The sequence below is a fragment of the Acinetobacter sp. RUH 2624 genome, from assembly GCF_000162375.2.
GTDB classification, from domain to species: Bacteria; Pseudomonadota; Gammaproteobacteria; order Pseudomonadales; family Moraxellaceae; genus Acinetobacter; species Acinetobacter nosocomialis.
The window spans coordinates 16,402-37,086 of sequence record NZ_KI391942.1 but is presented as its reverse complement, the minus strand read 5'-3'; the positions used below and the strand labels follow the sequence as shown (position 1 = coordinate 37,086).

Below are 20,685 nucleotides of genomic sequence, written 5' to 3'. Positions count from 1 at the left end.
ATCTTACACAGACTGGGTTGTCTTCTTAGGCCAGAACAATGTCATCAAAATTAAAACTTATACAAATATAGTAAGTTCAAAAAACTCAACTCAACGCTTTTCACAAAAACATAGCAAAACCAAACTATTATCAGTGGCTCTAAACAGGCATGATGAACTGATACGAACAGATAAGAAGAAATCCATGATTGCAAAAACGCTTCCACTTACAGATATACACCGCCACCTTGATGGAAACATTCGCATTCAAACCATTTTAGAGTTGGGGCAACAATACCATTTAGATTTACCTGCTTACGACATTGAATCTTTACGACCACACGTACAAGTGATGGATAACCAACCAGACTTATTAAGTTTTTTATCGAAGCTCGATTGGGGCGTAAAGGTATTAGCGAGCCTAGATGCCTGCAAACGTATTGCTTTTGAAAATATGCAAGATGCAGCACAACAAGGCCTAGACTATGTAGAGTTACGTTTTTCACCGGGTTATATGGGAATGACACATCAACTTCCACTTGAAGGGGTTGTTGAAGCAGTTATTGCTGGCGTAAAAGAAGGCAGCCAAGCTTACGGGGTAAAAGCGAATTTAATTGGCATTATGAGCCGTACTTTTGGCCAAGAAGCCTGCGAAAAAGAATTAAATGCCCTACTTGCCCATAAAAATGATATTAAAGCGCTGGATCTCGCTGGAGATGAGCTTGGTTTTCCGGGCAATTTATTTATTGAACACTTTAAAAAAGCGCGTGATGCAGGTTGGCACATTACGGTACATGCAGGCGAAGCTGCTGGCCCAGAGAGTATTTGGCAAGCCATTGAAGAATTAGGTGCAGAACGGATTGGGCATGGTGTTAAAGCCGTTCAAGATTTAAAACTTCTAGATTATTTGGCTAAACACCAGATTGGTATTGAATCTTGTCTCACCTCAAATATTCAAACCAACACAGTGCCTTCTTTAGCAGAGCATCCATTAAAGACTTTTTTAGAACATGGTGTGCTTGCCACTATTAATACAGATGACCCAGCGGTTGAAGGTATTGAAATACAACATGAATATTTAACTGCTGCCCCACTAGCAGGTTTAAGCCCAGAGCAAATTTATACAGCTCAACAAAATGGACTTAAAATCGCATTTTTATCAGAACAAGAAAAAGATGAGTTAAGGCAGAAATATCAATAACAGAGAACAGAACTTATTTAAACAAGTTCAAATATTGGAGTGTGTATGAATTAAAATTTAAATATATAAAAACAAAAAAATTCCTTCTGTCTGTAAGACTAGAAGAAATTATTTTCAATATTTGGGATATTTTAGAAAGCTTGAACGCTTTTAAATATGGTCGGAGCAGTAGGATTCGAACCTACGACCCCCTGGTCCCAAACCAGGTGCACTACCAGGCTGTGCTATGCTCCGAAATTGGGGTGAATGACGGGATTCGAACCCGCGACAACTGGAATCACAATCCAGGGCTCTACCAACTGAGCTACATCCACCATCAAATAAGTTCTATGTACCAAGCTACCAAATGGCGCGCCTGACAGGATTCGAACCTGTGACCATCCGCTTAGAAGGCGGATGCTCTATCCAACTGAGCTACAGGCGCTTAACCGATGATGCTTATCATGCGATACTTCGCCGATCTTAAAATATTCTTTTAAGTGGTCGGAGCAGTAGGATTCGAACCTACGACCCCCTGGTCCCAAACCAGGTGCACTACCAGGCTGTGCTATGCTCCGATCTATCTCAGCTTTTGCTGTATCGCACATCGTGCGGTACGGTGTGCATTCTAGGCGCGACGCCCTCAGACGTCAACACCTATTGTCAAAAAAAGTTAAAAATCCTTATCAAATGTATATTTAACAAGCATTTTGAGGCTTTTTAACGTTTTAACGATGCACTAAAGGCTAACATTCGATCTAAAGGCATTTTGGCACGTTCAGCTAGCGCTGGATCAACGTGTATTTCTTGATCGCCTTTTTGTAAAACTTCTAAAATTCCGTCGAGTTCATTCATTGCCATCCACGGACAATGAGCACATGAACGACAAGTTGCTCCCTCACCCGCTGTTGGAGCTTCAACTAAAATCTTATCTGGTACTGCTTGCTGCATTTTGTAGAAAATACCACGGTCAGTTGCCACAATGAGTCTTTCATTTGGCAAAGTCTGTGCAGCTTTAATGAGTTGAGAAGTACTACCTACCGCATCGGCAATTTCTACTACCGACTCTGGTGACTCTGGATGTACCAATACAGCCGCATCTGGATACAATGCTTTCATGTTGGCAATGCCACGTGCACGGAATTCTTCATGCACAATACATGCGCCATCCCAAAGCAACATATCTGCACCAGTTTTCTTTTGAATATAGCGACCTAAGTGCTGATCTGGTGCCCAAATAATTTTTTCGCCCAAACTGTCTAGGTGCTCAACAATTTCAACTGCACAGCTGGAAGTCACTACCCAATCCGCACGTGCTTTAACAGCAGCCGATGTATTGGCATAAACCACTACGGTGTGGTCAGGGTGTTGATCACAAAATGCTGTGAACTCATCGACTGGACAACCTAAGTCAAGTGAACAAGTTGCTTCAAGAGTCGGCATCAGGATTGTTTTTTCAGGAGACAGAATTTTAGCTGTTTCTCCCATAAACTTAACACCAGCTACAACCAGTGTAGAGGCTGCATGATCTCGTCCAAAACGGGCCATTTCTAAAGAGTCAGAAATGCATCCACCTGTTTTTTCTGCAAGTTCTTGTACATCGGGATCGCAATAGTAGTGAGCAACAAGGACAGCATCACGTTTTTTGAGCTCTGCTTCGATCTGTGCAAACTTTTGTTGTTTTGCTTCTTCACTTAGGCGGTTGTCTTTTGGTTCACCTAAACGGTCTAAATGCGCTTGTACAATGTTTTTTGCATCGTTGGCAATTAAAGTCGCATCACTCATAAAACGTCTTCTCTATCCTTCATGCTGGCATACCTGCTCGCATATAACGTTACTGCTTAAATGATTTACTAAATTGAATCATTTAATATCAAAAGATGGGGCTAATAAAAAAGCCTCTTTGTCGAGGCTTGATTATAACTGAATATTTACGAACGGTAATCTGCATTAATCTTGACGTAGTCGTAAGATAAATCGCATGTGTAGACTGTGTCCTTGGCTTGACCGCGACCTAAATCAACGCGAATGGTAATTTCGGTTTGTGCCATAACGCGCGCACCCGCTTCTTCGGTATAGTCCTCGGCTGCACCACCATCTTTACAGATTTGAACGTCATCTAACCACACCTGAATTTTAGACACGTCTAAGTCTTTCACTCCTGCATAGCCAATTGCCGCTAAAATACGTCCCCAGTTCGGGTCAGATGCAAACAGTGCAGTTTTAACGAGTGGAGAATGTGCAATGCTATACGCAATGTCACAACACTCTTGAGTATTACCACCACCCTCTACAGCAACAGTAATGAACTTGGTCGCACCTTCGCCATCACGTATAATTAACTGTGCTAAACGGTTCATGACACGAGCAAGCACTTCTAATACTTTTGCGTAGCGCACATCGCTTTCCGATGTAATTTCAGTGCCACCAGCCTGACCAGTCGCCACAAAAATACAAGAGTCATTTGTTGAAGTATCACCATCAATGGTAATACGGTTAAATGAATGCTCAACCGTTGTCTTTAATAGCTTTTGGACTAAATCGCGGCTAATAGGCGCATCTGTAGCAACAAAGCTCAACATGGTTGCCATGTTTGGACGAATCATTCCAGCACCTTTACTAATACCAGTCATGGTATAAGTAATGCCATCAAGTTCAAATTGTTCAGATGCACCTTTAGGAACTGTATCTGTCGTCATAATGCCAGTTGCTGCATCATTCCAAGCAGCATCTTGTACGCTATTTAATGCAGGTTGAAGACCAGCAAGTAAACGTTCCATTGGAAGCTGTTCACCGATCACCCCTGTAGAAAACGGAAGTACTTCAAAACTGTTCACACCAGCAAGCTCAGCTAACTTCGCGCAAGTAGCTTGAGCATTTTTTAAGCCTGTAGGTCCAGTACCTGCATTGGCATTACCTGTATTAATTACTAAATAACGAGGATTGCCTTCGGCAAGATGAGCTTTAGAGACATGAACAGGTGCTGCACAGAAGGCGTTTTGAGTAAATACACCCGCAACATTTGAACCTTCTGCAAACTCAAAAATGACTAAATCTCGTCGGTTTTGGTAACGTACATATGCTTCTGTTGAGCCAATTTTTACACCTTTTACCACATGCATTTGTGGCATTGTTACGTCGCCGACAGCCATTTTTAGAACATCCAGAGTTTGTTATGAAAAGATCAATATTTCAGAAAATAGCGAGGTCATAAAACCCGCTTTATATGAAATATCAGTATTGACAGCTTATTAGAAAAGCCTGAAAAAATCGAGCGCTAAAAATAGCTTATTTTTGCTCTAATTTTAATAAAATATCTTTCTTATCAAGACCACCAGCAAAACCCACTAAAGCGCCACCCGCGCCAATGACTCGGTGACAAGGTGCAATAATCGAAATTGGGTTTTTACCATTGGCAGCCCCTACTGCTCGCACTGCTTTTTCATTTCCAATTTGAACAGCAATTTCTTTATAACTTCTTGTTTCGCCATAAGGAATGCTGAGTAATGCGGTCCACACCTGTTTTTGGAATGCTGTACCTTCAAAATCTAATGGCAATGTAAATTCACGGCGTTTGCCTTCAAAGTATTCTTTTAACTGTTGCTCAGTTTTTAATAAAACCGGATGCTCAGCTTGTTCGACCAGCTCTGCCAGTCGAACACGTTTTGGATTTTCATTGTCCCAAAGTACTGCCACCAAAGCATTTTCATTCGCAACTAGTTTTAATTGCCCAACAGGCGAATTGATATACTTATAAGACAGCAACATACTTTATCCTTTTAAGATGGAGACGAAATTTTCATTAGAACCAGTCCCGATACAATCAGTACAGCGGCAATCATTCTCATTGCACCAATAGGTTCATTGAGAAAAAATATACCCACTAAAAATGATCCAATTGCACCTATGCCTGTCCAAACCGTATAAGCAGTACCAAGGGGTAAAGTTTTCATTGATATTGAAAGCAGAACCACACTCAAAATCATAAAAACTACGGTAATAACACTAGGGGTTAAACGTGTAAAACCTTCAGACATTTTCATAGAATATGCCCAAATGATTTCAAATACACCTGCTAAAATTAAAATAGCCCAAGCCATAACATTCACTAATTTTTATAGTGTCAGGTCGTCCTGACATGATTACCCATTATGGGGGAGGTCGTTCCTCCTTATGTGAAGACTCAGTTTACTTTAAAATAAAAAATGAAGGCAAACCCGAACTCAAGCTTGCCTTTATCAGAAAATATTATTCATTTTTGAGTTGTAGAATTTTCCGAGCACCATTTAAAACAAACAAAACAATAATCAATCCAATAATTAAATCAGGATAACGAGAGCCAGTGATTGCAACTAATATTCCCGCAATAATGACACCTAAGTTTACGATGACATCATTGGCAGAGAATATATAACTCGCCTTCATATGTGCCCCACTCTCCTTATGATCTCTCATTAAATAAAGACAACTAACATTGGCTGCAAGCGCTAAACCGCCAATTAAAATCATGAGAATTGAAACAGGTTCACTGCCGTATATAAAACGACGTAATACATCAACTAACACAATCATGGCTAAGCCAAACTGAAACCATCCGGAAATATGTGCAGCCTTTAATTGAGCATTGAGGTTTTTACCTACCACAAATAAAGCAATTCCATAAATTGCCGCATCGGCAAACATATCGAGTGAGTCAGCAATTAATCCTGTTGATGACGCAATGATGCCTGCCATAAATTCGATAAAAAACATCACTGCATTAATAAGTAACAACCATTGTAAAACCTGTTTTTGTGCTGCATTAGCTGAAGAGCTAACACGTACCTTTTTAGGCTTTTCAACGGGTTCATAGTGAGGTTGAGTTTGCTGTAACTCTGCCCCTAAACCTAGGCGTTGCAGGGTTTGGGTAATTTTTTCAGCTTCTGTACTGTGATATACCGCTAAATGCCGAGCAGGCAAATCAAAATCAAGTTCTTGAATATGTCCAGCATAAGGTGCTAACGCCATTCGCACCATTTGTTCTTCGGCTGCACAATCCATGTGAGGAATATGGTAATAACTCACCCATTGGATTTTATTTGCCATAAGTTCACTCGGCATAGAATATTCCTGAGTTACTACGCTTGAACACCCACAGCTTGAGCAGCTTTTATTTACATTTATTTGATTCTCTTGTTTTTCTAAAGCCATCTTTGCACCATAACTGACACAAAAAACAATGCCATCAGTATAAACCAATGGCATGTCATTAAGCTTACTTTTTGTTCGGCAATTAGAATTTTAGTGTTAACCCAGCTCCATAATACCAACCATGTTCTGAGTCGGTTCCAGTTTGCCAAGCGGTTTGTTTTAAACCTTTTTCATAACCATAACCGACATCAACAAATGGCATGACCTTTTTATTGATTTCATAACGGGTTTGAAAACCTGCCTGTAAACTTGATAGCCCCGTTTTACTGGCATAGCGAGATTCATCTTGCAAAACAACATTTGCTTTTAAATAGGGCTTACCAATCAACTTTTGGGTAAAGAGTAAGTCCCTTTCGGTCTCTAGGCTCAACTTCCATAACTGATCTTCACCTGCATAAAGATAAGCATCGGTTTCAAAAAAGTAAGGCGCCATGCCATGTAAACCCACTACACCAGCCCAACGTTCTTGCTTTTCGTCTTCCCGTTGTAAACGTTCATAGTTTACCCCAGCCTGTACATCCCAATAATCAGCTATATTGCGGCTATAAAGTACTGAACCGCCATAATTGGCATCTTCCGACTCGGCCTTTTCAACATGGGCTTTAATGAACAATTTATTTTCATCCGTTCCCACCCAGCTTTCCAATTCAGAAGAAAAACTGCCTTCACCCTCTTCATTTTGAGTCCAGCCAGTATCAATCTTAGTTGCTTGATAAACCTGTCCACCATGTTCGCGTAAATGATCGTGTGTTAAAGGTTCTTGAGCAAAAGCAAATAAAGATATACCCGAGAAAGCACCGCAACATATCATTTGAGAAAATAACTTAGTGATGCGCATGACTAGCTCCTTTCTCATTTTCAGATTGAACAGGTGGCTGTGATTGAGCTGGTTGTTGGCTGTCATTTACTTGAGCAACAATCAACTTATTCATCATCCCCGCACTCATGTGATAGAGCAAATGACAATGAATCGCCCATTCTCCCAAAGCATCGGCTGTCAATAACGCAGTAACGGTTTTTCCGGGTGGAACAATAACGGTATGTTTATTTGGTAAGTTTTCAGCTTGTTGACCATTTTCCAATTGCATAAAAATGCCATGTAAATGCATTGGATGAGCCATCATGCTGTCATTTACAAACTTCAAGCGAATACGTTCGCCATATTTAACTTGTAATGGTTCAGCTTCGTTAAATTTCTTACCATTAATAGTCCAGATATAACGTTCCATGTTGCCCCCTAAACGAATGACTAATTCACGCTCGGGCGCACGAGTATCTGGCTGCGGTGTTAAAGACTGCAAATCACTATATTGCAGTGCTTTCATACCTGCTGGTGTTGAAGCATTTGCCCAGCCATAAACGGGTTCATCATTTTTAGGCTTATTCTCAGATTGAGATGGCATCTCATGATTCATATTCATCATAGCGTGATCATGTTCGCTAGATGACATAGTCTGCATATCATGATTTATTTCAGACATGGCCGACATGTCATGCTTCATGTGCATCATGGAATGATCATGCCCGTCAGATGACATATCTTTCATGTCATGGTCCATTTTCATCATTGTGTGATCATGATTAGCCTGACTCGTCTCTTTTTTCATCTCAGGCATAGCCGACATGTCATGCTGCATGTTCATTTGATGGCCAGCATGTTGATCGCTTTTACCCCCATGACTCATGCCCATATCGTCCATGGTTAATAAAGCACGTGGGCGCGGCTGTGGCATTTGAATTGGCCCTACAGCTTGGGTGTTTTCATCATGCAGAGTACCAATGGCAAAACCACTGCGGTCAATAGACTCTGCTTCAATCTGATAATTTGCTTGTTTAGGTTCTACAATGACATCGTAAGTTTCGGCTGTACCAATACGAAACTCATCAATTGCAACAGGTTTAACTGGCTGTCCGTCTGCACTCACGACAGTCATTTTTAAATTTGGAATTCTGACATCAAAAAAAGACATAGCTGAAGCATTAATAAATCGTAATCGAACCTTATCGCCCGCTTTAAAGTTACCTGTCCAGTTTTGCTCTGGTGTCTTGCCGTTAACTAAGAAGGTATAACCCGTCACATCAGACATATCGGTTTTTAACATCCGCATCTGATTCCACATCGAACGATCTTGCCAAGTTGCTTTTAAGCCCTGTGCTTTCACTTGCTTCCAAACATCAGATACGGTTTCACGGCGGTTTTGATAATACTCAGCAGATTTCTTTAAATTCTTTAAAATACTATCGCTAGAAGACTGATGAAAATCTGAAAGCATCACCACATAATCACGGTCAGTTTTTTCATGCGCTGCAACGGGTATTTTTCCTTTTGGATAAATCACGAGTGGTCCATATAGACCATCTTGTTCTTGGCCTTTACTGTGGGCGTGATACCAATATGTGCCATTTTGTTTCACCTTAAAACGGTAAACAAAATCTCCGTTTGGCGCGATTCCTTTAAAACCATTGAAACCCGGCACACCATCCATTAACCCCGGTAGTAACAACCCATGCCAGTGTAAAGAGGTATCTTGATTCTTTAATTGGTTATGAACATGAATAACAGCCTCATCCCCTTCCTCAAACTCAAGAAGTGGGGCTGTAAACTTGCCATTTACGGTAATTCGTTTAAGGGGTTTTCCCGTAACATTGACCTGTTGTTCATTAATATTAAGGTGATATTCCTTAATTGCCGCGAGGGTCCATGGTGAAACCAATAGACCAAATACAGCGACGAGGCTGCTAATTGTTTTATGAGACATTGCTGTAATCCTTTTAACTAAAAAAATAATTAAGAAAGGATTAAGCTTTTGGTGGACGTAAGATTTCTTGCCAGTATCCAGCTAAATGCTGTGCCTGATAAATACTACTAAATTGAGATGTACTAGGAATAAATGATGTTTCAATATCTGGTACAGCTTGCTGTAAAGCCAGATTCACTATTTGACAATGGACTGGGTTACAGTCTTGGCAGTGTTCACCATGTTGATGAGAAACTTTAACCATAGATTGATGACACATCGCTTGATCATCAGCTTGAACATGCATAGTGTGATGTGTCATTTGCTTACTATGGCATGGCATTGTATGAAGATCATGCTGCATAGGCATCTGAGCAACAGACACGCCACTCCACCCAATGACCAAAGTCATTAGGAACACAAACCAAGCATACTTGCGTAAGTGTTGCAGCGTCATCATTTATTGCCTTGAGCAATCCATTTATCTATGGGGTATAAGCATAACCAAGTTTTAAAACAGATACAATTTTACATCTTAATTGATTGTTTTTATGGTCATTAAGCAAACGGAGGTTGATGCTGAAGAACTAAATCAATCACTTCTAGTGCACCTTCTCGTTCATTACTTCGTGTTGTATAAGGTGCTACTGCTTTTAAAGCTTCAATAGCATTTTCAACCGCAAACCCATAACCTGCTGCTTTGATCATCTGGATATCATTATTGTTATCGCCAATCGCAACCACTTGATTGGCTTCAATCTGCCATTTTTGTAGTAATAGTTTCAAACCATGCGCTTTATGTTGATCTGGAAGGATCAAATCAATAAAACCAAAGCCACTAGAAACAGGCACTAAAACCTTATCTGCTACGAAGCTTTGCTTCTGAAAATGTTCAAAAATTGCAAAACTTTCGTTTTCCTGAGCAGTAAAAGTAATTTTACACACCAGATCATCTAACGTATAAAAGTCATCGATAACTGTCAGCTTCTCAAAATATCGAGCGACTTTAGCGTAGTCCTCTGCATTCATACTCCTATGTACATAAGCACTCTGTTTCCCACAGATCACCATGGTCGAGGTATACGCAGGGTCAATCGCTTTTAGAATCTTACCAAACTGTTCTTTGCTTAAATGAGCAAAAGCGAGTTCTTGCCCTGCATCTACAACATGTGCTCCATTTTCTGCAATGAAAGCAATTTCATGATTAATTTCTGGAAAATAAGTAACAAGCTTTGCAAGTTGGTTACCACTGGCCACCACAAAATGAATATTATTTTGTTTTAGTTGTTCATACTGTTTTAAAAAACGTGCTTTGTTGTACTGCTTCTTAGAATTAAGAAAAGTCCCATCCATATCTACCGCTAAAATTTTTACTGTCATTAATGATCTAGGTCTCTTACTAAAATCTTATTAAATCAAATTTAGCTTTACTTTTCATGACACTTTTACAGTTTTCTATTTATTATGTTTTAAAAGTTTTACACAGCTCCATCTCATTTTTTGCACAGGTCATTTTTTAGCAAAGCTTAATAAAAAAACAGACAATAAAATATCCAATACGTATAAAAAAAGAACCCCAAAGCGTTCTTTTTTTATATATTTTGTGTAGAGAGTAATCGGTTGATCTCTTTTTGTTTATTTTACCAACATTTTATCCATACGGTTATCAACACAGTTATCCATAAAGTTATAAACAAAGTTATCCACAAGTTTACTCTCAGCTTAATAAGCTTTTTTAAACGCTCACAGTACCAACTCTAGCAAGCTCTGCACGCATTTGATCAATTACAACTTTATAATCTGGTTGACCAAAAATTGCTGAACCAGCAACAAACATATCTGCACCAGCTTCTGCAATTTCACGGATATTTGCAGGACCAACACCACCATCTACTTCTAAGCGAATATCTCGACCACTTGCATCAATAATTTTACGAGCTTCACGTAATTTTTCTAAAGTCATTGGAATGAACTTTTGTCCGCCAAAACCTGGGTTTACACTCATTAATAAAATTTGGTCAACTTTATCAAGTACGTAGTCCAAATAATGTAATGGGGTTGCTGGATTGAAAACTAGACCTGCTTTAGCACCACCTGACTTGATAAGTTGCAATGAACGGTCAATATGGTGAGATGCTTCTGGGTGAAACGTAATAATATCTGCGCCAGCTTCTAGGAAATCGCCAATAATACGATCAACTGGAGATACCATTAAATGCACATCAATAGGAGCTTTAACACCATATTTTTTTAGAGCCTTACACACCCCTGCACCAAAAGTTAAGTTTGGAACATAATGATTATCCATAACGTCAAAATGCACTACATCTGCACCTGCAGCTAACACTTTGTCTACATCTTCGCCTAAACGAGCAAAATCGGCAGATAAAATAGAAGGAGCAATCAAATAAGGCTTGGACATAGGTGGATGACCTGGCTAGAAGTTTAAGGAGAGGCTAAAAATTATAACAAAAAAGAACCTAGTTGGCCCGCTCTTCCTTGCTTAAATGGCAACATTTCAAACTTGCAACGTAACGTTGCTACTATAGAATGCTAAGTGCCAAACGAATTTGTTAAGGTACATTAAACCAATGTGAGGATTGATAATGAAAAGCACAACTCATCTATTAACAAATGATGGTAAACGCATTGCAAAACGTCTAGTCAATCATTGGAAGCACAAATTTGAAGTACAAGAAACTGATCAAGATTTTAAAATCTTCATGCCTAGTGCAACCATTACACTTGCACCTCAAACAGAGCAATTAAATGTTGCTATTGATAGTCAGTTAGATGATCACGACCACTTGGAAAAAGTTGTCCTTGATCACCTAAACCGTATGGCTCAACAAGAATTTCAGGTGGAATGGCAGCACTAACTCGCTGATGTTACCTTTTCTAACTGGATTGCATGAAACTGCAAGTGCTCATCCATAAAGGTCTGGATAAAATAATAGCCATGATCATAGCCAGCATGTTGTCTTAAAGTTAAGGGCTGTCCTGCTTTTAAACATGCTTGCTTAAATTTTTCAGGGTGAAGTTGTTCATAAAATTGATCATCCAATCCCTGATCAACCAAAATTTCGCTAAAAACTGCACCATTTTTTAAGACTAAAGCTGTAGCATCATGAGCCAACCAGCTATCGTGGTCTGTACCTAAATAATGGCTAAATGCTTTTTCACCCCATGCACATTCACTTGGCGCGCAAATCGGTGCAAATGCAGATACCGACTTAAACTTGTCAGGATATTTAAAAGCTAAAGTTAAGGCACCATGGCCACCCATCGAATGTCCGAAGACACCAACTTGTTTAGTATTTACCGGAAAACTTTTTAAAATGAGTGGATATAACTCATCAATTAAATAGCTTTCCATCTGATAATGCTCAGACCAAGGCGCTTGCGTTGCATTAATATAAAAGCCAGCACCTTGCCCTATATCCCAATGGTCACCTACAGCGACTTGTTCACCACGAGGAGAAGTATCTGGTGTAATCAGTATGAGGCTAAGCTGCGCGGCCATGTGTTGTGCATGGGCTTTGATTGCAAAAGTTTCCTCAGTACACGTTAAACCCGCTAAGTAAAACAAAGTTGAGCAAGGTTTACCTTCCAAAGCTGCAGGTGGCAAATAAACACCAAACTTAGTAGAGCCCTTTAATAATTGAGAATCGAACTGGTAAGTGCGCTGCTCACCTTCAAAGCAGCGGTTTTTTTGCAGGAGTTGCATCGTTTTTAGCCTCTGTTTGTGTTTGAGCAATATTTACACTACCTGTGCTTTGCTGTGGGAAAAGATATTTTTCCAACTGAGGTAGCATAAGCTCCATATTCTTACCAATCATCCATTGCGGCTCTGAAGGTTCTACACCTTGAGCGACTTCCCATTTGGTTACGGTTTGCTTAGCGGCATTAAACGAATCTTTCATTGAAGACTGCTCTCGCATCGCCAAGTCAAAGAAAGCTCGTCCAAAATACGTATAATCAGCTTCGTTATTACAGCCAAAAGAAGTTTTATCTGCAGCAGATGCAGTAATAATTAAAGTATCAGGCGACTGTAATGCAGGAATAAAACTTCCTGAATAACAAGCAGAAATGACAATTACACGCCAACGAATCCCCGCTTTATCAAGCGTTTCACGTAACCATTTCGGATCGACTTGCCCCAAATCTAGCGGTGCATTTTCAATTTCAAAATGGTTTTGTTCACCGTGCGATGTCATATATAAAAATAACACATCACTATCACGGTTCATTTGCTGGCCCATACGGCGTAGAGCCAACTCTATACTAGTTTTAGACGCAATCGGAATTTCGGTTCGGGTATCTGGATTATTGACTAGCATCATCGAACGTCCGACAGTACCGAAACGTGTATCGAATTGTTCTTTAATACGAACCACTTCCGATTTAAAAACGTCTTGGTAACTGTCGCCCGCAACACCTAAGAAATACCAGTGGCTTTTCGCTAGCTCACCATATTGGACTTGCTCTAACGCATCATGAAGCAACTTACTTTGTGCATAGAAAGCATCTTCGGCAAAGGTAGGTGGAGAATCTTCCACTTTCCAAATAGGCTGATCTTTTACAGAAAGCTGCCAAACAACCATAGTTGCAATGGTCGCAACCATGACCAATGCCCGCTCCCACCAAGGCCATTTCAGCTCACGCGAGAAAACCCAAATAACTGCCAAACTTTGCCACACAAAAAGTGCCACAAACAGACTCGGTAAAATACCGTTATAAATAGCGTCGGGAACAAAGTTCAAATAACCATTAGAGCCCAGATATTGAATTAAACATTGAATTAATAAAATATTGGTATCTAAAACTAGCCACAGTAAGGCTGGGACTAACATTAAACGCGGCTGATTAATACGCTGTGATAAAAAAATACCAACAATAAGCGCAATAAAAGGCCATAGTGCATACCCAATTAGGCCTTGGGAGTTAAAATCACCCATTTGACCAGCTACGAGCCAGCTATAAAGTGAGTTGGTACATCCGCCTAATATTCCCCAAACTATAAGTTGAAGAATAGAGGGATGTACAATCTGTAAGGAACGTCTTGACCCCAAAAATAACCACATTCCGGCAAGCTGGTTACTTTTAAAATCATGCCAAAAGTTAATGGAAGGTTTGAGATCAATCATAAAAAGGTTTCAAAAATTTCGTTTTTGTCAGGCATCATAAGTGTATGCCTGCTAAGAATTTTAGCAATCATGCTTTTGAACTATATCACATATATTTGTGCATTATTCAAACAATAAAACTTATCCTTACATAAGCTTACTGAAAGTAAGCATCAAAACGACAAGCATCCCCCTGCCACTGATGAGCTGGCTCTTGATTTGCTAAGAAAACAGCATGACGTGGACGTTTTACAATCACTCGCTTGGCAACTTTTTTGGCCAAATCAAGCAAATTATCTCCCAAATCCATTTCTCCATCTTCGGGTAAAAGTAAATGCAAAAGTTGCATCTGCTTTTTGACCTGGGCTTGTTTTTTAATTGCTTGTTGGTTTTGGTCGCGCTGTGGGAACATCGGGTCAAGGTAGACTACATCAACCGTTTGTGCGTCTTGATCTAATTGCTGTAAATAGCTTGCGGAATCGGCAAAGATTAGTTGAATACGATCTATAAATTGACTTAAAAATGGATCACGCTGTGCCTGAGCTTTTGAATCTTCAAGTAAAGTAAATAAAATCGGATGACGCTCAACAAGCTGGATTTGGGCACCCAGATAAGCCATAAGTAAGCTGTCATGACCTAAGCCCGCTGTAGCATCGACCAGTACTGGCTTTTCCCCTAACTGACAAGCACGAGCAATCATTTCCGATTTAAGACTTGCTCGTTTTAAACGTGGGATTTCAGCTTTCCAGTCAGGCTGCATTTTCATGCCGTTCGCAGATAACCAAAGTCCGTTTTCATCTACACAAAGTGCTAATTCAGGATTTAAACGTAAAAAACGGGCATTGAGCTTTTCAATCGGCTGTAAATCGGCAGTCACGCCTCTAGAAGAAAGCACAGCTTGGTAATGCTGTGCTTGTTCTTGAAAATCCACTTCAAAATATATATGCATGCGCAGTGCCTTTACTTTGCTTTACCCTGATCCGCAATTTTTTTCCATGCATCATCACGCAAGTAAACCGGTAAAGCATGTTCAGCATCAACCCACTGCTTTTGGGCAGCATAGACACGTGCAATCGAAGCAATGTCCTGTGCAGTGGCAGTGATTGTTTGATACTCTGCATCAGCTTGAAGAAGTTTAGCACCTGAACCAATCAAGCAATGCTTTGCATAGGCAGCCGCTTGCTCGTAGTTCATTAATTTTTCTTCATCGATACACTGCATGATGCCTTGCTCATCTAGAACAAAACTTGCAATGTAAACTTCGTTCATACGTGCATCGAGTACCGCAGTTACCTGCTCTAAACCTTCAAGACGGTAAGCCGCTTGTGCGAGAGCTTGCAAGGTAGAAACGGGAACCACAGGTAAATCTTGTGACCAAGCTAAAGCCTGAGCAACAGCAGCATTAATTCGAACACCACTAAAAGAACCTGGCCCTCGGCTAAAGGCAATTGCATCTAAACCAGTAGCGTCTAGTCCAGTTTGCTCTAAGCCCTGCTCAATCATTGGCAGAATGGTTTGAGTTTGTGCTTTCGCTCGCGTATCAAGTTGGAAAAATAGTTCTTGGGTTTCATCAATTAATGAAATGGAACATTGCTCGTTTGCAGTTTCCAACGCCAGCAGTTTCATGCACAACCTTAGTATTCAATCAGATTAAAAACGGAAGTAATGATACCCCACTCGGCCCTGTTAGGCGAGTTGTTCCTATCTAAATAAAAATGCCAAGCGAGTGCTTGGCATAGAAAATATCTTACTAAAATTTTAAAAGTGAAATTCTTTTAAATCAGCATAGCTTTTAAAGTGTTCAGCATAATGTAGTGCGCTCAAACGTATTTTTGCCGCGCCATCTTCATCCAAAGTTTTCACAATTTTTCCTGGTGAACCCATCACTACTGAGTTATCTGGAATCACTTTACCTTCTGGTATTAAAGCATTAGCACCGATAATACAATTTTTACCAATCACAGCCCGATTTAAAATTACGGCGTTCATACCAATCAAGCTATTATCACCAATCGTACAACCATGCAGCATGACTTTATGTCCGACCGTGACATATTCACCAATATTTAGCTCAAGTCCAGCATCAGTATGTAATACCGAATTTTCTTGAATATTAGAAAAATTACCAATGCGCACTATACAATTATCGGCACGTACTACAGCACCAAACCAAATGCTGACCTGACGGCCTAATTCTACTTGTCCAATAAGCGTTGCAGTTGGAGCAACCCAGCCATCCCATGGCTCATGTAAGGCTTTTGGATGCTGTCCTTAATAGCTATACATCATAATTTATCAGTCCTGATCTTTATTTTTTATGAGAAAATTTTGGCATTCCAAACGTTGGTGAGTTCAGTAGAAATGGCCACTCTTTTTGGTAGCCTAAACCATATTTAAATAAGGCAATTAACATCCGCGCTGTGAGCCCCCAAATAATTTCATTATCAATCTGCAAGCTTGGGAAGTATAAAGATTGATGAGCATATCGCACTTCATATGGCGTCGGACGCGTCTCTATAAGTTGCTGTAAAGGCACAAAGAAAATTCGATCAATTTCGGTGGGCTGAGGAATTAAAGTTACCTCAGGAGGAATAAGCCCAACAATCGGTTTTACAGACAAGCCACTTCTTGCACGTTGCATAGGCAGATCACCTAGCAACTGCACATCAAACGGATTTAAAGCCGTCTCTTCTTGAGCCTCTCTTAGCGCTACAACAATATTACTTGTATCACTAGGGTCACGTTTGCCACCCGGAAAAGAAACCTCCCCCGCATGGTTGTTCATATGTATTGAACGGCGTGTAAGCAGTACCTTAGGATTATTTTCATTTGTAATCGCAATCAGTACTGCAGCTTGTGCTTCTTGTATGCGGGTGGAAAAGCGCAATCTTTGCTGTAACTTTTGTGTTAGCAAGTGCTCTTCCATACCATTCACCTATTATTCTGTCTCTCTTTGCATCATATCTGAAAATCAAACTTAGGGAATAGAGTTGATGCGTAAGTCTAAAAATTCAGTTATGCTGAGGCATCTCTATACTCGATGATAATTATGAGTTTCTGTGTAGCGTGTGGGCATAAAACCGAACAAAAAATTCCTTTAGGTGATCATAAAGTACGCCGTGTTTGTACTCATTGTGGAAATATTCATTATGAAAACCCCAAAGTAATCTGCGGTGCCTTAGCGTTATGGGAAGATAAAGTACTCCTCTGCCGTCGTGCAATTGAACCTCGTTATGGCTTATGGACTTTGCCGGCTGGTTATATGGAGTTGTTCGAAACCATGGAACAAGGTGCGGCGCGAGAAACTCGTGAAGAGGCAGAAGCCGAAATTGAAATAGAACAACTTTACTGTATGTACAATATTCCTCGTATTGGTCAAATTTATGTACTTTTCAAAGCTCAGCTAAAAGATGGACTTTTTGGTGCGGGTGAAGAAAGCATAGAGAGCCGATTATTCGAAGAGCATGAGATTCCATGGGGTGAACTTGCCTTTCCGAGTGTCGAACACACACTCAGACATTATTTTGAAGATCGTAAAAAACAAGTTTTTCCAACGCACCTAGAAACACTAGGAACTCGTTTAGACCATACAGGTTAATTTAGTTAATAAAAAAGACCGCTTTCACGGTCTTTTTTTATGGTTTTTATTTTGTCTTAATTTGATAACAATCAGCCGTTCTAATCGTTATCGTTCCACTCATTCGCTCAGCTAAAGCTTTATCCTCTTCTGTAGGAGCTGGGCTCACATCCTTAATATTATTATAGACTCGTTGATAGAAGGCATATGGATTTAACCATGAAACTGTCTTGTTATCATAAGTTGTAAGGTTAATACCATTTAACTGCCCTTGTAATAAGTTGGCAACGTTAATTTTTGCCCCACTTACAATCAGTGTTTGACTACCAGTTGCAGTAGTACCTTGAACAACATTCGAATTTAAACCAGCCAAAATACCATTGAGATTACCGAGCTTCGGTTCAGCAAAAATCATTTTTACTGTAATTGATTTGTCATTTGAAGAAGACTCTGTACCACCGGTTGTCCCTATACGATACTGTTGAACGCCATTGTTATCAATTAAAGTGTTATCTGAGACCACTCCACACTGTCCAGACATATCTGTTGCTGTTGCATTAGGTTTAATATCAGTACGAATGTCACCATTTTCATCAATCACAATACCTAAATCGATTGGTGAAATTCCAGCAGTATCAAATTTAATATTTAAAGTACCATATAACGGGAAAATATAAGTTTGCCCTGAGCTCACATTTTTTGAAGTTCTAAAGATATCTTTTGCAAGATAACTTGCTGGAGTTACTTTATAGATATCTAGCGAACCATTATAGTTTTGATTACCTATACTCTGGCGCCATAACGCATATTGTTGAGGATTTGGTGTTTTACTATTTGTTGCACCTAAATAAAGACTTTCGCGACCAGCAATAAATGAATCATTTAATAATTTACCTTGATAAATCAGTAAATCTTCAGCGCTATTAGCTGAAGCTTTTAAATGGAAGGGTTGCGTCGATTTAATCTCAGCTTGTAATGGATCGAGCCATGTGGTTTGAGCATTCGCTGTAAGTTGAGCTGGCTTAGATTTAGTTAATACTTCCATTACTGCTGTAACTGTTGAGTTACTTGTAGTAGTACTTGTACCTTTCCACTGTAAGCCGTAACCAAATGTATAACCTTGGCGATCTGAGAGTAAAAATAAATTGCCTATTACGTGTTGGGTATTAGCAGCATTTTTTGGACAATCCGCTAAATTAGCTAAATTACATCCATAAAAATTTTCTGAAATTAAGTTTGGTTGAGCTAAGGTCAAGTAATCTGACTGATATAAACCTACCAAACTCAAATGAGTCAATTGAGTTACTAAAGCAAAAGCCTGATTATCATCAATTTGGCTAACATCTAACCAAGGTTTCAAGATACTGGCGTATGCTCCACTTTGCCATTCAGCAGCAGTAATATTTTGAAGTACTACATTTAGCGTATTTTTCTTATCTTCGGTAAATAGTGTAGGTTGTATATCTCCCACTACATTATCACCACGCTCTAAACCAACGCTTTGAAAGAGTTTAACCAAGGCCATTGCTACACGGATGGTTGGATCATTTGGACTTAGTGAAGCTGGTGCTACACCTGTTAAAGCCGTAGCCATATCCATAACTTTCAAACGTGGCGGAACGACCACCTTAATCTTTGAAATATTATCTAATTGAACAGAACCTAAATCGATCTTTGTTTTAGTTTGAGTGCCTTGTAAAAAGAAATTTGCTGTATCACCAAGTTTACATGTACCAACCACACTGTTTCCTGAAGCTTTAGTAACAAAACTCTGATTTGCAGCACTACTACAGGTAAAATTAAGACCAGCAATGGGATAATCGAGTGAAAACTGTAAGCAGTCACTATTTGATGCATCACAACTTCCATTTGCATTTGAACTACCAGAACCACTTGTAGGATCTTCATTAATGGTTGAGCTACCACCGCCACAACCATTCAGCATGATTGCTAATGTGGTTAATGCAAAAGGCCATAATAATTTTTTATTCATTAGATACCCTACTTATTTTTAACGTAATACTGAAATTTGAATCTGTCCCTGATTTGATAACTCTTGTTCTGCTACATCTATCGAAGAAGATAAAGGAGTTAACATCATATAACGCGCATGAGGCGGCACTCTTAAAGTACCTTGAATCGATGCATGTTGTAATATCGTAGAAGGATAAGACTTGCTCTTGAAACCACTTGCCCCTTCTAAAATACAGCCCTTCTCATCTAAGAATATAGCTAAAGGCCAATAATATAGAGGTGCGGAATTACTCGCTGCAAATGACATAAGTTGTAAATGTTGTACAGATGGATCTAGTTTTACCAACTCATATTCAAACTTTTCTTTTAATGGCTTTCGAGGCCATAAATTTACTTCTTTTTTAGCTCCAAGCACTTTGATTGACTTTTTATAGCCTTGAACAAAACATTTATCTTGCTCAAAAGTCGTTTCTAATTCTTTTTGAGACAGTCGTATATAAGTTGGAGCTAAAACAATCGCTCCTTGATCTTCCTGAGATTGCTTATTAAACAATTGTTCTAAAGTAGACTTGCTTACACCTTTTTTTCTTTCGATAAACTCTGTTCTTCCAAGTCCATCCGGCATAACATAAAAGCGTTTTTTACCTTCAAGATTAAATTCCTGATCTTCAAGATATTCATTATTTACATACTCTACGCCATCAATACTTGTAAATTTAGATCGATCATTTGAAGGATCTTGTATTGAAACAGTTTGAGAAGTACTTTGTGAAGATGAATAAATTTTTGCTGGAACACTTTCTGTCTTAACGCTACTAGTCTGTTTTTTAACTTCCTCCTTCTGAGCTTTACTCATTCTTAAAGGAAGCTCCGGTGCAGTCGGTGCAGTCGGTGCAGTCGGTGCAGTCGGTGCAGTCGGTG

20 protein-coding genes, 4 tRNA genes and 1 pseudogene are annotated in these 20,685 nt (G+C 39.6%); 3 read left to right on the top strand and 22 right to left on the bottom strand.

Annotation, left to right across the window (positions count from 1 at the left end; all coding sequences use genetic code 11):
- Positions 1-184: 184 nt before the first annotated feature.
- A complete protein-coding gene (gene add, locus HMPREF0014_RS24965) occupies positions 185-1,180 on the top strand; it encodes an adenosine deaminase (RefSeq protein WP_031944404.1) in 996 nt (331 codons plus the stop codon).
- Positions 1,181-1,337: 157 nt separating this feature from the next.
- On the opposite strand, the gene HMPREF0014_RS24960 is transcribed toward add, so the two are convergent.
- The 14 genes from HMPREF0014_RS24960 to rpe all read right to left on the bottom strand — a co-directional run bounded on the left by HMPREF0014_RS24960 (position 1,338) and on the right by rpe (position 11,509).
- Positions 1,338-1,414 (bottom strand) — tRNA-Pro (locus HMPREF0014_RS24960).
- Between the two features lie 4 nt (positions 1,415-1,418).
- Positions 1,419-1,494 (bottom strand) — tRNA-His (locus tag HMPREF0014_RS24955).
- A 33-nt stretch (positions 1,495-1,527) separates the two neighbouring features.
- Positions 1,528-1,604 (bottom strand) — tRNA-Arg (locus HMPREF0014_RS24950).
- Between the two features lie 56 nt (positions 1,605-1,660).
- Positions 1,661-1,737, bottom strand: a tRNA-Pro gene (locus tag HMPREF0014_RS24945).
- A gap of 142 nt (positions 1,738-1,879) precedes the next feature.
- Positions 1,880-2,944 carry a quinolinate synthase NadA gene (nadA, locus tag HMPREF0014_RS24940; RefSeq protein ID WP_006581505.1) on the bottom strand — a complete coding sequence of 355 codons (1,065 nt, stop codon included), beginning with the start codon at positions 2,942-2,944 and terminating at the stop codon, positions 1,880-1,882.
- Positions 2,945-3,090: 146 nt separating this feature from the next.
- Positions 3,091-4,311 carry a bifunctional glutamate N-acetyltransferase/amino-acid acetyltransferase ArgJ gene (argJ, locus tag HMPREF0014_RS24935; RefSeq protein WP_006581506.1) on the bottom strand — a complete coding sequence of 407 codons (1,221 nt, stop codon included), beginning with the start codon at positions 4,309-4,311 and terminating at the stop codon, positions 3,091-3,093.
- Positions 4,312-4,447: 136 nt separating this feature from the next.
- Positions 4,448-4,927, bottom strand: a complete 480-nt coding sequence (locus HMPREF0014_RS24930) for a methylated-DNA--[protein]-cysteine S-methyltransferase (protein ID WP_002050401.1) — start codon at positions 4,925-4,927, stop codon at positions 4,448-4,450.
- Positions 4,928-4,938: 11 nt separating this feature from the next.
- Positions 4,939-5,259: a multidrug efflux SMR transporter gene (locus HMPREF0014_RS24925; RefSeq protein ID WP_002050323.1), complete on the bottom strand. Its 321-nt coding sequence runs from the start codon at positions 5,257-5,259 to the stop codon at positions 4,939-4,941.
- 148 nt (positions 5,260-5,407) lie between these two features.
- A complete protein-coding gene (locus tag HMPREF0014_RS24920; RefSeq protein WP_006581507.1) occupies positions 5,408-6,403 on the bottom strand; it encodes a cation diffusion facilitator family transporter in 996 nt (331 codons plus the stop codon).
- Between the two features lie 28 nt (positions 6,404-6,431).
- Positions 6,432-7,187 carry a copper resistance protein B gene (locus tag HMPREF0014_RS24915; protein WP_020992407.1) on the bottom strand — a complete coding sequence of 252 codons (756 nt, stop codon included), beginning with the start codon at positions 7,185-7,187 and terminating at the stop codon, positions 6,432-6,434.
- Positions 7,174-9,108 carry a copper resistance system multicopper oxidase gene (locus HMPREF0014_RS24910; protein ID WP_006581509.1) on the bottom strand — a complete coding sequence of 645 codons (1,935 nt, stop codon included), beginning with the start codon at positions 9,106-9,108 and terminating at the stop codon, positions 7,174-7,176. Before HMPREF0014_RS24910 ends, HMPREF0014_RS24915 begins: the two co-directional genes overlap by 14 nt.
- 40 nt (positions 9,109-9,148) lie before the next feature.
- Positions 9,149-9,544: a hypothetical protein gene (locus HMPREF0014_RS24905; protein WP_016804354.1), complete on the bottom strand. Its 396-nt coding sequence runs from the start codon at positions 9,542-9,544 to the stop codon at positions 9,149-9,151.
- A 101-nt stretch (positions 9,545-9,645) separates the two neighbouring features.
- A complete protein-coding gene (locus HMPREF0014_RS24900; RefSeq protein ID WP_006581511.1) occupies positions 9,646-10,467 on the bottom strand; it encodes a Cof-type HAD-IIB family hydrolase in 822 nt (273 codons plus the stop codon).
- Between the two features lie 355 nt (positions 10,468-10,822).
- Entirely contained in the window at positions 10,823-11,509 is a 687-nt protein-coding gene (rpe, locus tag HMPREF0014_RS24895; RefSeq protein WP_004710471.1) for a ribulose-phosphate 3-epimerase, read from the bottom strand.
- A gap of 184 nt (positions 11,510-11,693) precedes the next feature.
- Between rpe and HMPREF0014_RS24890 the strand changes: the two genes are divergently transcribed.
- On the top strand, positions 11,694-11,966 hold the full coding sequence (locus HMPREF0014_RS24890) for a DUF2218 domain-containing protein (RefSeq protein ID WP_004888677.1): 273 nt from the start codon (positions 11,694-11,696) through the stop codon (positions 11,964-11,966).
- Here HMPREF0014_RS24890 and fghA read toward each other — a convergent pair.
- From fghA to HMPREF0014_RS24860, 6 genes and pseudogenes are all read right to left on the bottom strand, one after another.
- Positions 11,963-12,814 carry an S-formylglutathione hydrolase gene (gene fghA / locus HMPREF0014_RS24885; protein ID WP_020992406.1) on the bottom strand — a complete coding sequence of 284 codons (852 nt, stop codon included), beginning with the start codon at positions 12,812-12,814 and terminating at the stop codon, positions 11,963-11,965. The two genes, HMPREF0014_RS24890 and fghA, sit on opposite strands and share 4 nt — an antisense overlap.
- A complete protein-coding gene (locus HMPREF0014_RS24880) occupies positions 12,783-14,234 on the bottom strand; it encodes a C13 family peptidase (RefSeq protein WP_004888682.1) in 1,452 nt (483 codons plus the stop codon). Before HMPREF0014_RS24880 ends, fghA begins: the two co-directional genes overlap by 32 nt.
- A gap of 136 nt (positions 14,235-14,370) precedes the next feature.
- A complete protein-coding gene (locus tag HMPREF0014_RS24875; RefSeq protein WP_004888684.1) occupies positions 14,371-15,162 on the bottom strand; it encodes a class I SAM-dependent methyltransferase in 792 nt (263 codons plus the stop codon).
- Positions 15,163-15,173: 11 nt separating this feature from the next.
- Positions 15,174-15,839, bottom strand: a complete 666-nt coding sequence (gene tsaB, locus HMPREF0014_RS24870; RefSeq protein ID WP_006581513.1) for a tRNA (adenosine(37)-N6)-threonylcarbamoyltransferase complex dimerization subunit type 1 TsaB — start codon at positions 15,837-15,839, stop codon at positions 15,174-15,176.
- A 132-nt stretch (positions 15,840-15,971) separates the two neighbouring features.
- Positions 15,972-16,499 (bottom strand): annotated as a pseudogene (locus tag HMPREF0014_RS24865) (gamma carbonic anhydrase family protein).
- A 22-nt stretch (positions 16,500-16,521) separates the two neighbouring features.
- Positions 16,522-17,148 carry a CoA pyrophosphatase gene (locus tag HMPREF0014_RS24860; protein WP_006581515.1) on the bottom strand — a complete coding sequence of 209 codons (627 nt, stop codon included), beginning with the start codon at positions 17,146-17,148 and terminating at the stop codon, positions 16,522-16,524.
- 114 nt (positions 17,149-17,262) lie between these two features.
- Between HMPREF0014_RS24860 and HMPREF0014_RS24855 the strand changes: the two genes are divergently transcribed.
- Positions 17,263-17,811: an NUDIX hydrolase gene (locus HMPREF0014_RS24855; protein ID WP_000006666.1), complete on the top strand. Its 549-nt coding sequence runs from the start codon at positions 17,263-17,265 to the stop codon at positions 17,809-17,811.
- 46 nt (positions 17,812-17,857) lie between these two features.
- Here HMPREF0014_RS24855 and HMPREF0014_RS24850 read toward each other — a convergent pair whose 3' ends face one another.
- Both HMPREF0014_RS24850 and filE read right to left on the bottom strand, forming a co-directional pair.
- Positions 17,858-19,783 carry a hypothetical protein gene (locus HMPREF0014_RS24850; protein WP_006581516.1) on the bottom strand — a complete coding sequence of 642 codons (1,926 nt, stop codon included), beginning with the start codon at positions 19,781-19,783 and terminating at the stop codon, positions 17,858-17,860.
- A gap of 18 nt (positions 19,784-19,801) precedes the next feature.
- On the bottom strand, positions 19,802-20,685 hold an 884-nt coding region (gene filE / locus HMPREF0014_RS24845; RefSeq protein WP_020992404.1), incomplete at its 5' end, for a putative pilus assembly protein FilE.

Bases quoted from the DNA above. Each gene is read 5' to 3' on its own strand.
- add (WP_031944404.1), top strand. From the start codon at position 185: ATGATTGCAAAAACGCTTCCACTTACAGATATACACCGCCACCTTGAT.
- nadA (WP_006581505.1), bottom strand. From the start codon at position 2,944: ATGAGTGATGCGACTTTAATTGCCAACGATGCAAAAAACATTGTACAA.
- argJ (WP_006581506.1), bottom strand. From the start codon at position 4,311: ATGGCTGTCGGCGACGTAACAATGCCACAAATGCATGTGGTAAAAGGT.
- HMPREF0014_RS24930 (WP_002050401.1), bottom strand. From the start codon at position 4,927: ATGTTGCTGTCTTATAAGTATATCAATTCGCCTGTTGGGCAATTAAAA.
- HMPREF0014_RS24925 (WP_002050323.1), bottom strand. From the start codon at position 5,259: ATGGCTTGGGCTATTTTAATTTTAGCAGGTGTATTTGAAATCATTTGG.
- HMPREF0014_RS24920 (WP_006581507.1), bottom strand. From the start codon at position 6,403: ATGCCATTGGTTTATACTGATGGCATTGTTTTTTGTGTCAGTTATGGT.
- HMPREF0014_RS24915 (WP_020992407.1), bottom strand. From the start codon at position 7,187: ATGCGCATCACTAAGTTATTTTCTCAAATGATATGTTGCGGTGCTTTC.
- HMPREF0014_RS24910 (WP_006581509.1), bottom strand. From the start codon at position 9,108: ATGTCTCATAAAACAATTAGCAGCCTCGTCGCTGTATTTGGTCTATTG.
- HMPREF0014_RS24905 (WP_016804354.1), bottom strand. From the start codon at position 9,544: ATGACGCTGCAACACTTACGCAAGTATGCTTGGTTTGTGTTCCTAATG.
- HMPREF0014_RS24900 (WP_006581511.1), bottom strand. From the start codon at position 10,467: ATGACAGTAAAAATTTTAGCGGTAGATATGGATGGGACTTTTCTTAAT.
- rpe (WP_004710471.1), bottom strand. From the start codon at position 11,509: ATGTCCAAGCCTTATTTGATTGCTCCTTCTATTTTATCTGCCGATTTT.
- HMPREF0014_RS24890 (WP_004888677.1), top strand. From the start codon at position 11,694: ATGAAAAGCACAACTCATCTATTAACAAATGATGGTAAACGCATTGCA.
- fghA (WP_020992406.1), bottom strand. From the start codon at position 12,814: ATGCAACTCCTGCAAAAAAACCGCTGCTTTGAAGGTGAGCAGCGCACT.
- HMPREF0014_RS24880 (WP_004888682.1), bottom strand. From the start codon at position 14,234: ATGATTGATCTCAAACCTTCCATTAACTTTTGGCATGATTTTAAAAGT.
- HMPREF0014_RS24875 (WP_004888684.1), bottom strand. From the start codon at position 15,162: ATGCATATATATTTTGAAGTGGATTTTCAAGAACAAGCACAGCATTAC.
- tsaB (WP_006581513.1), bottom strand. From the start codon at position 15,839: ATGAAACTGCTGGCGTTGGAAACTGCAAACGAGCAATGTTCCATTTCA.
- HMPREF0014_RS24855 (WP_000006666.1), top strand. From the start codon at position 17,263: ATGAGTTTCTGTGTAGCGTGTGGGCATAAAACCGAACAAAAAATTCCT.
- HMPREF0014_RS24850 (WP_006581516.1), bottom strand. From the start codon at position 19,783: ATGAATAAAAAATTATTATGGCCTTTTGCATTAACCACATTAGCAATC.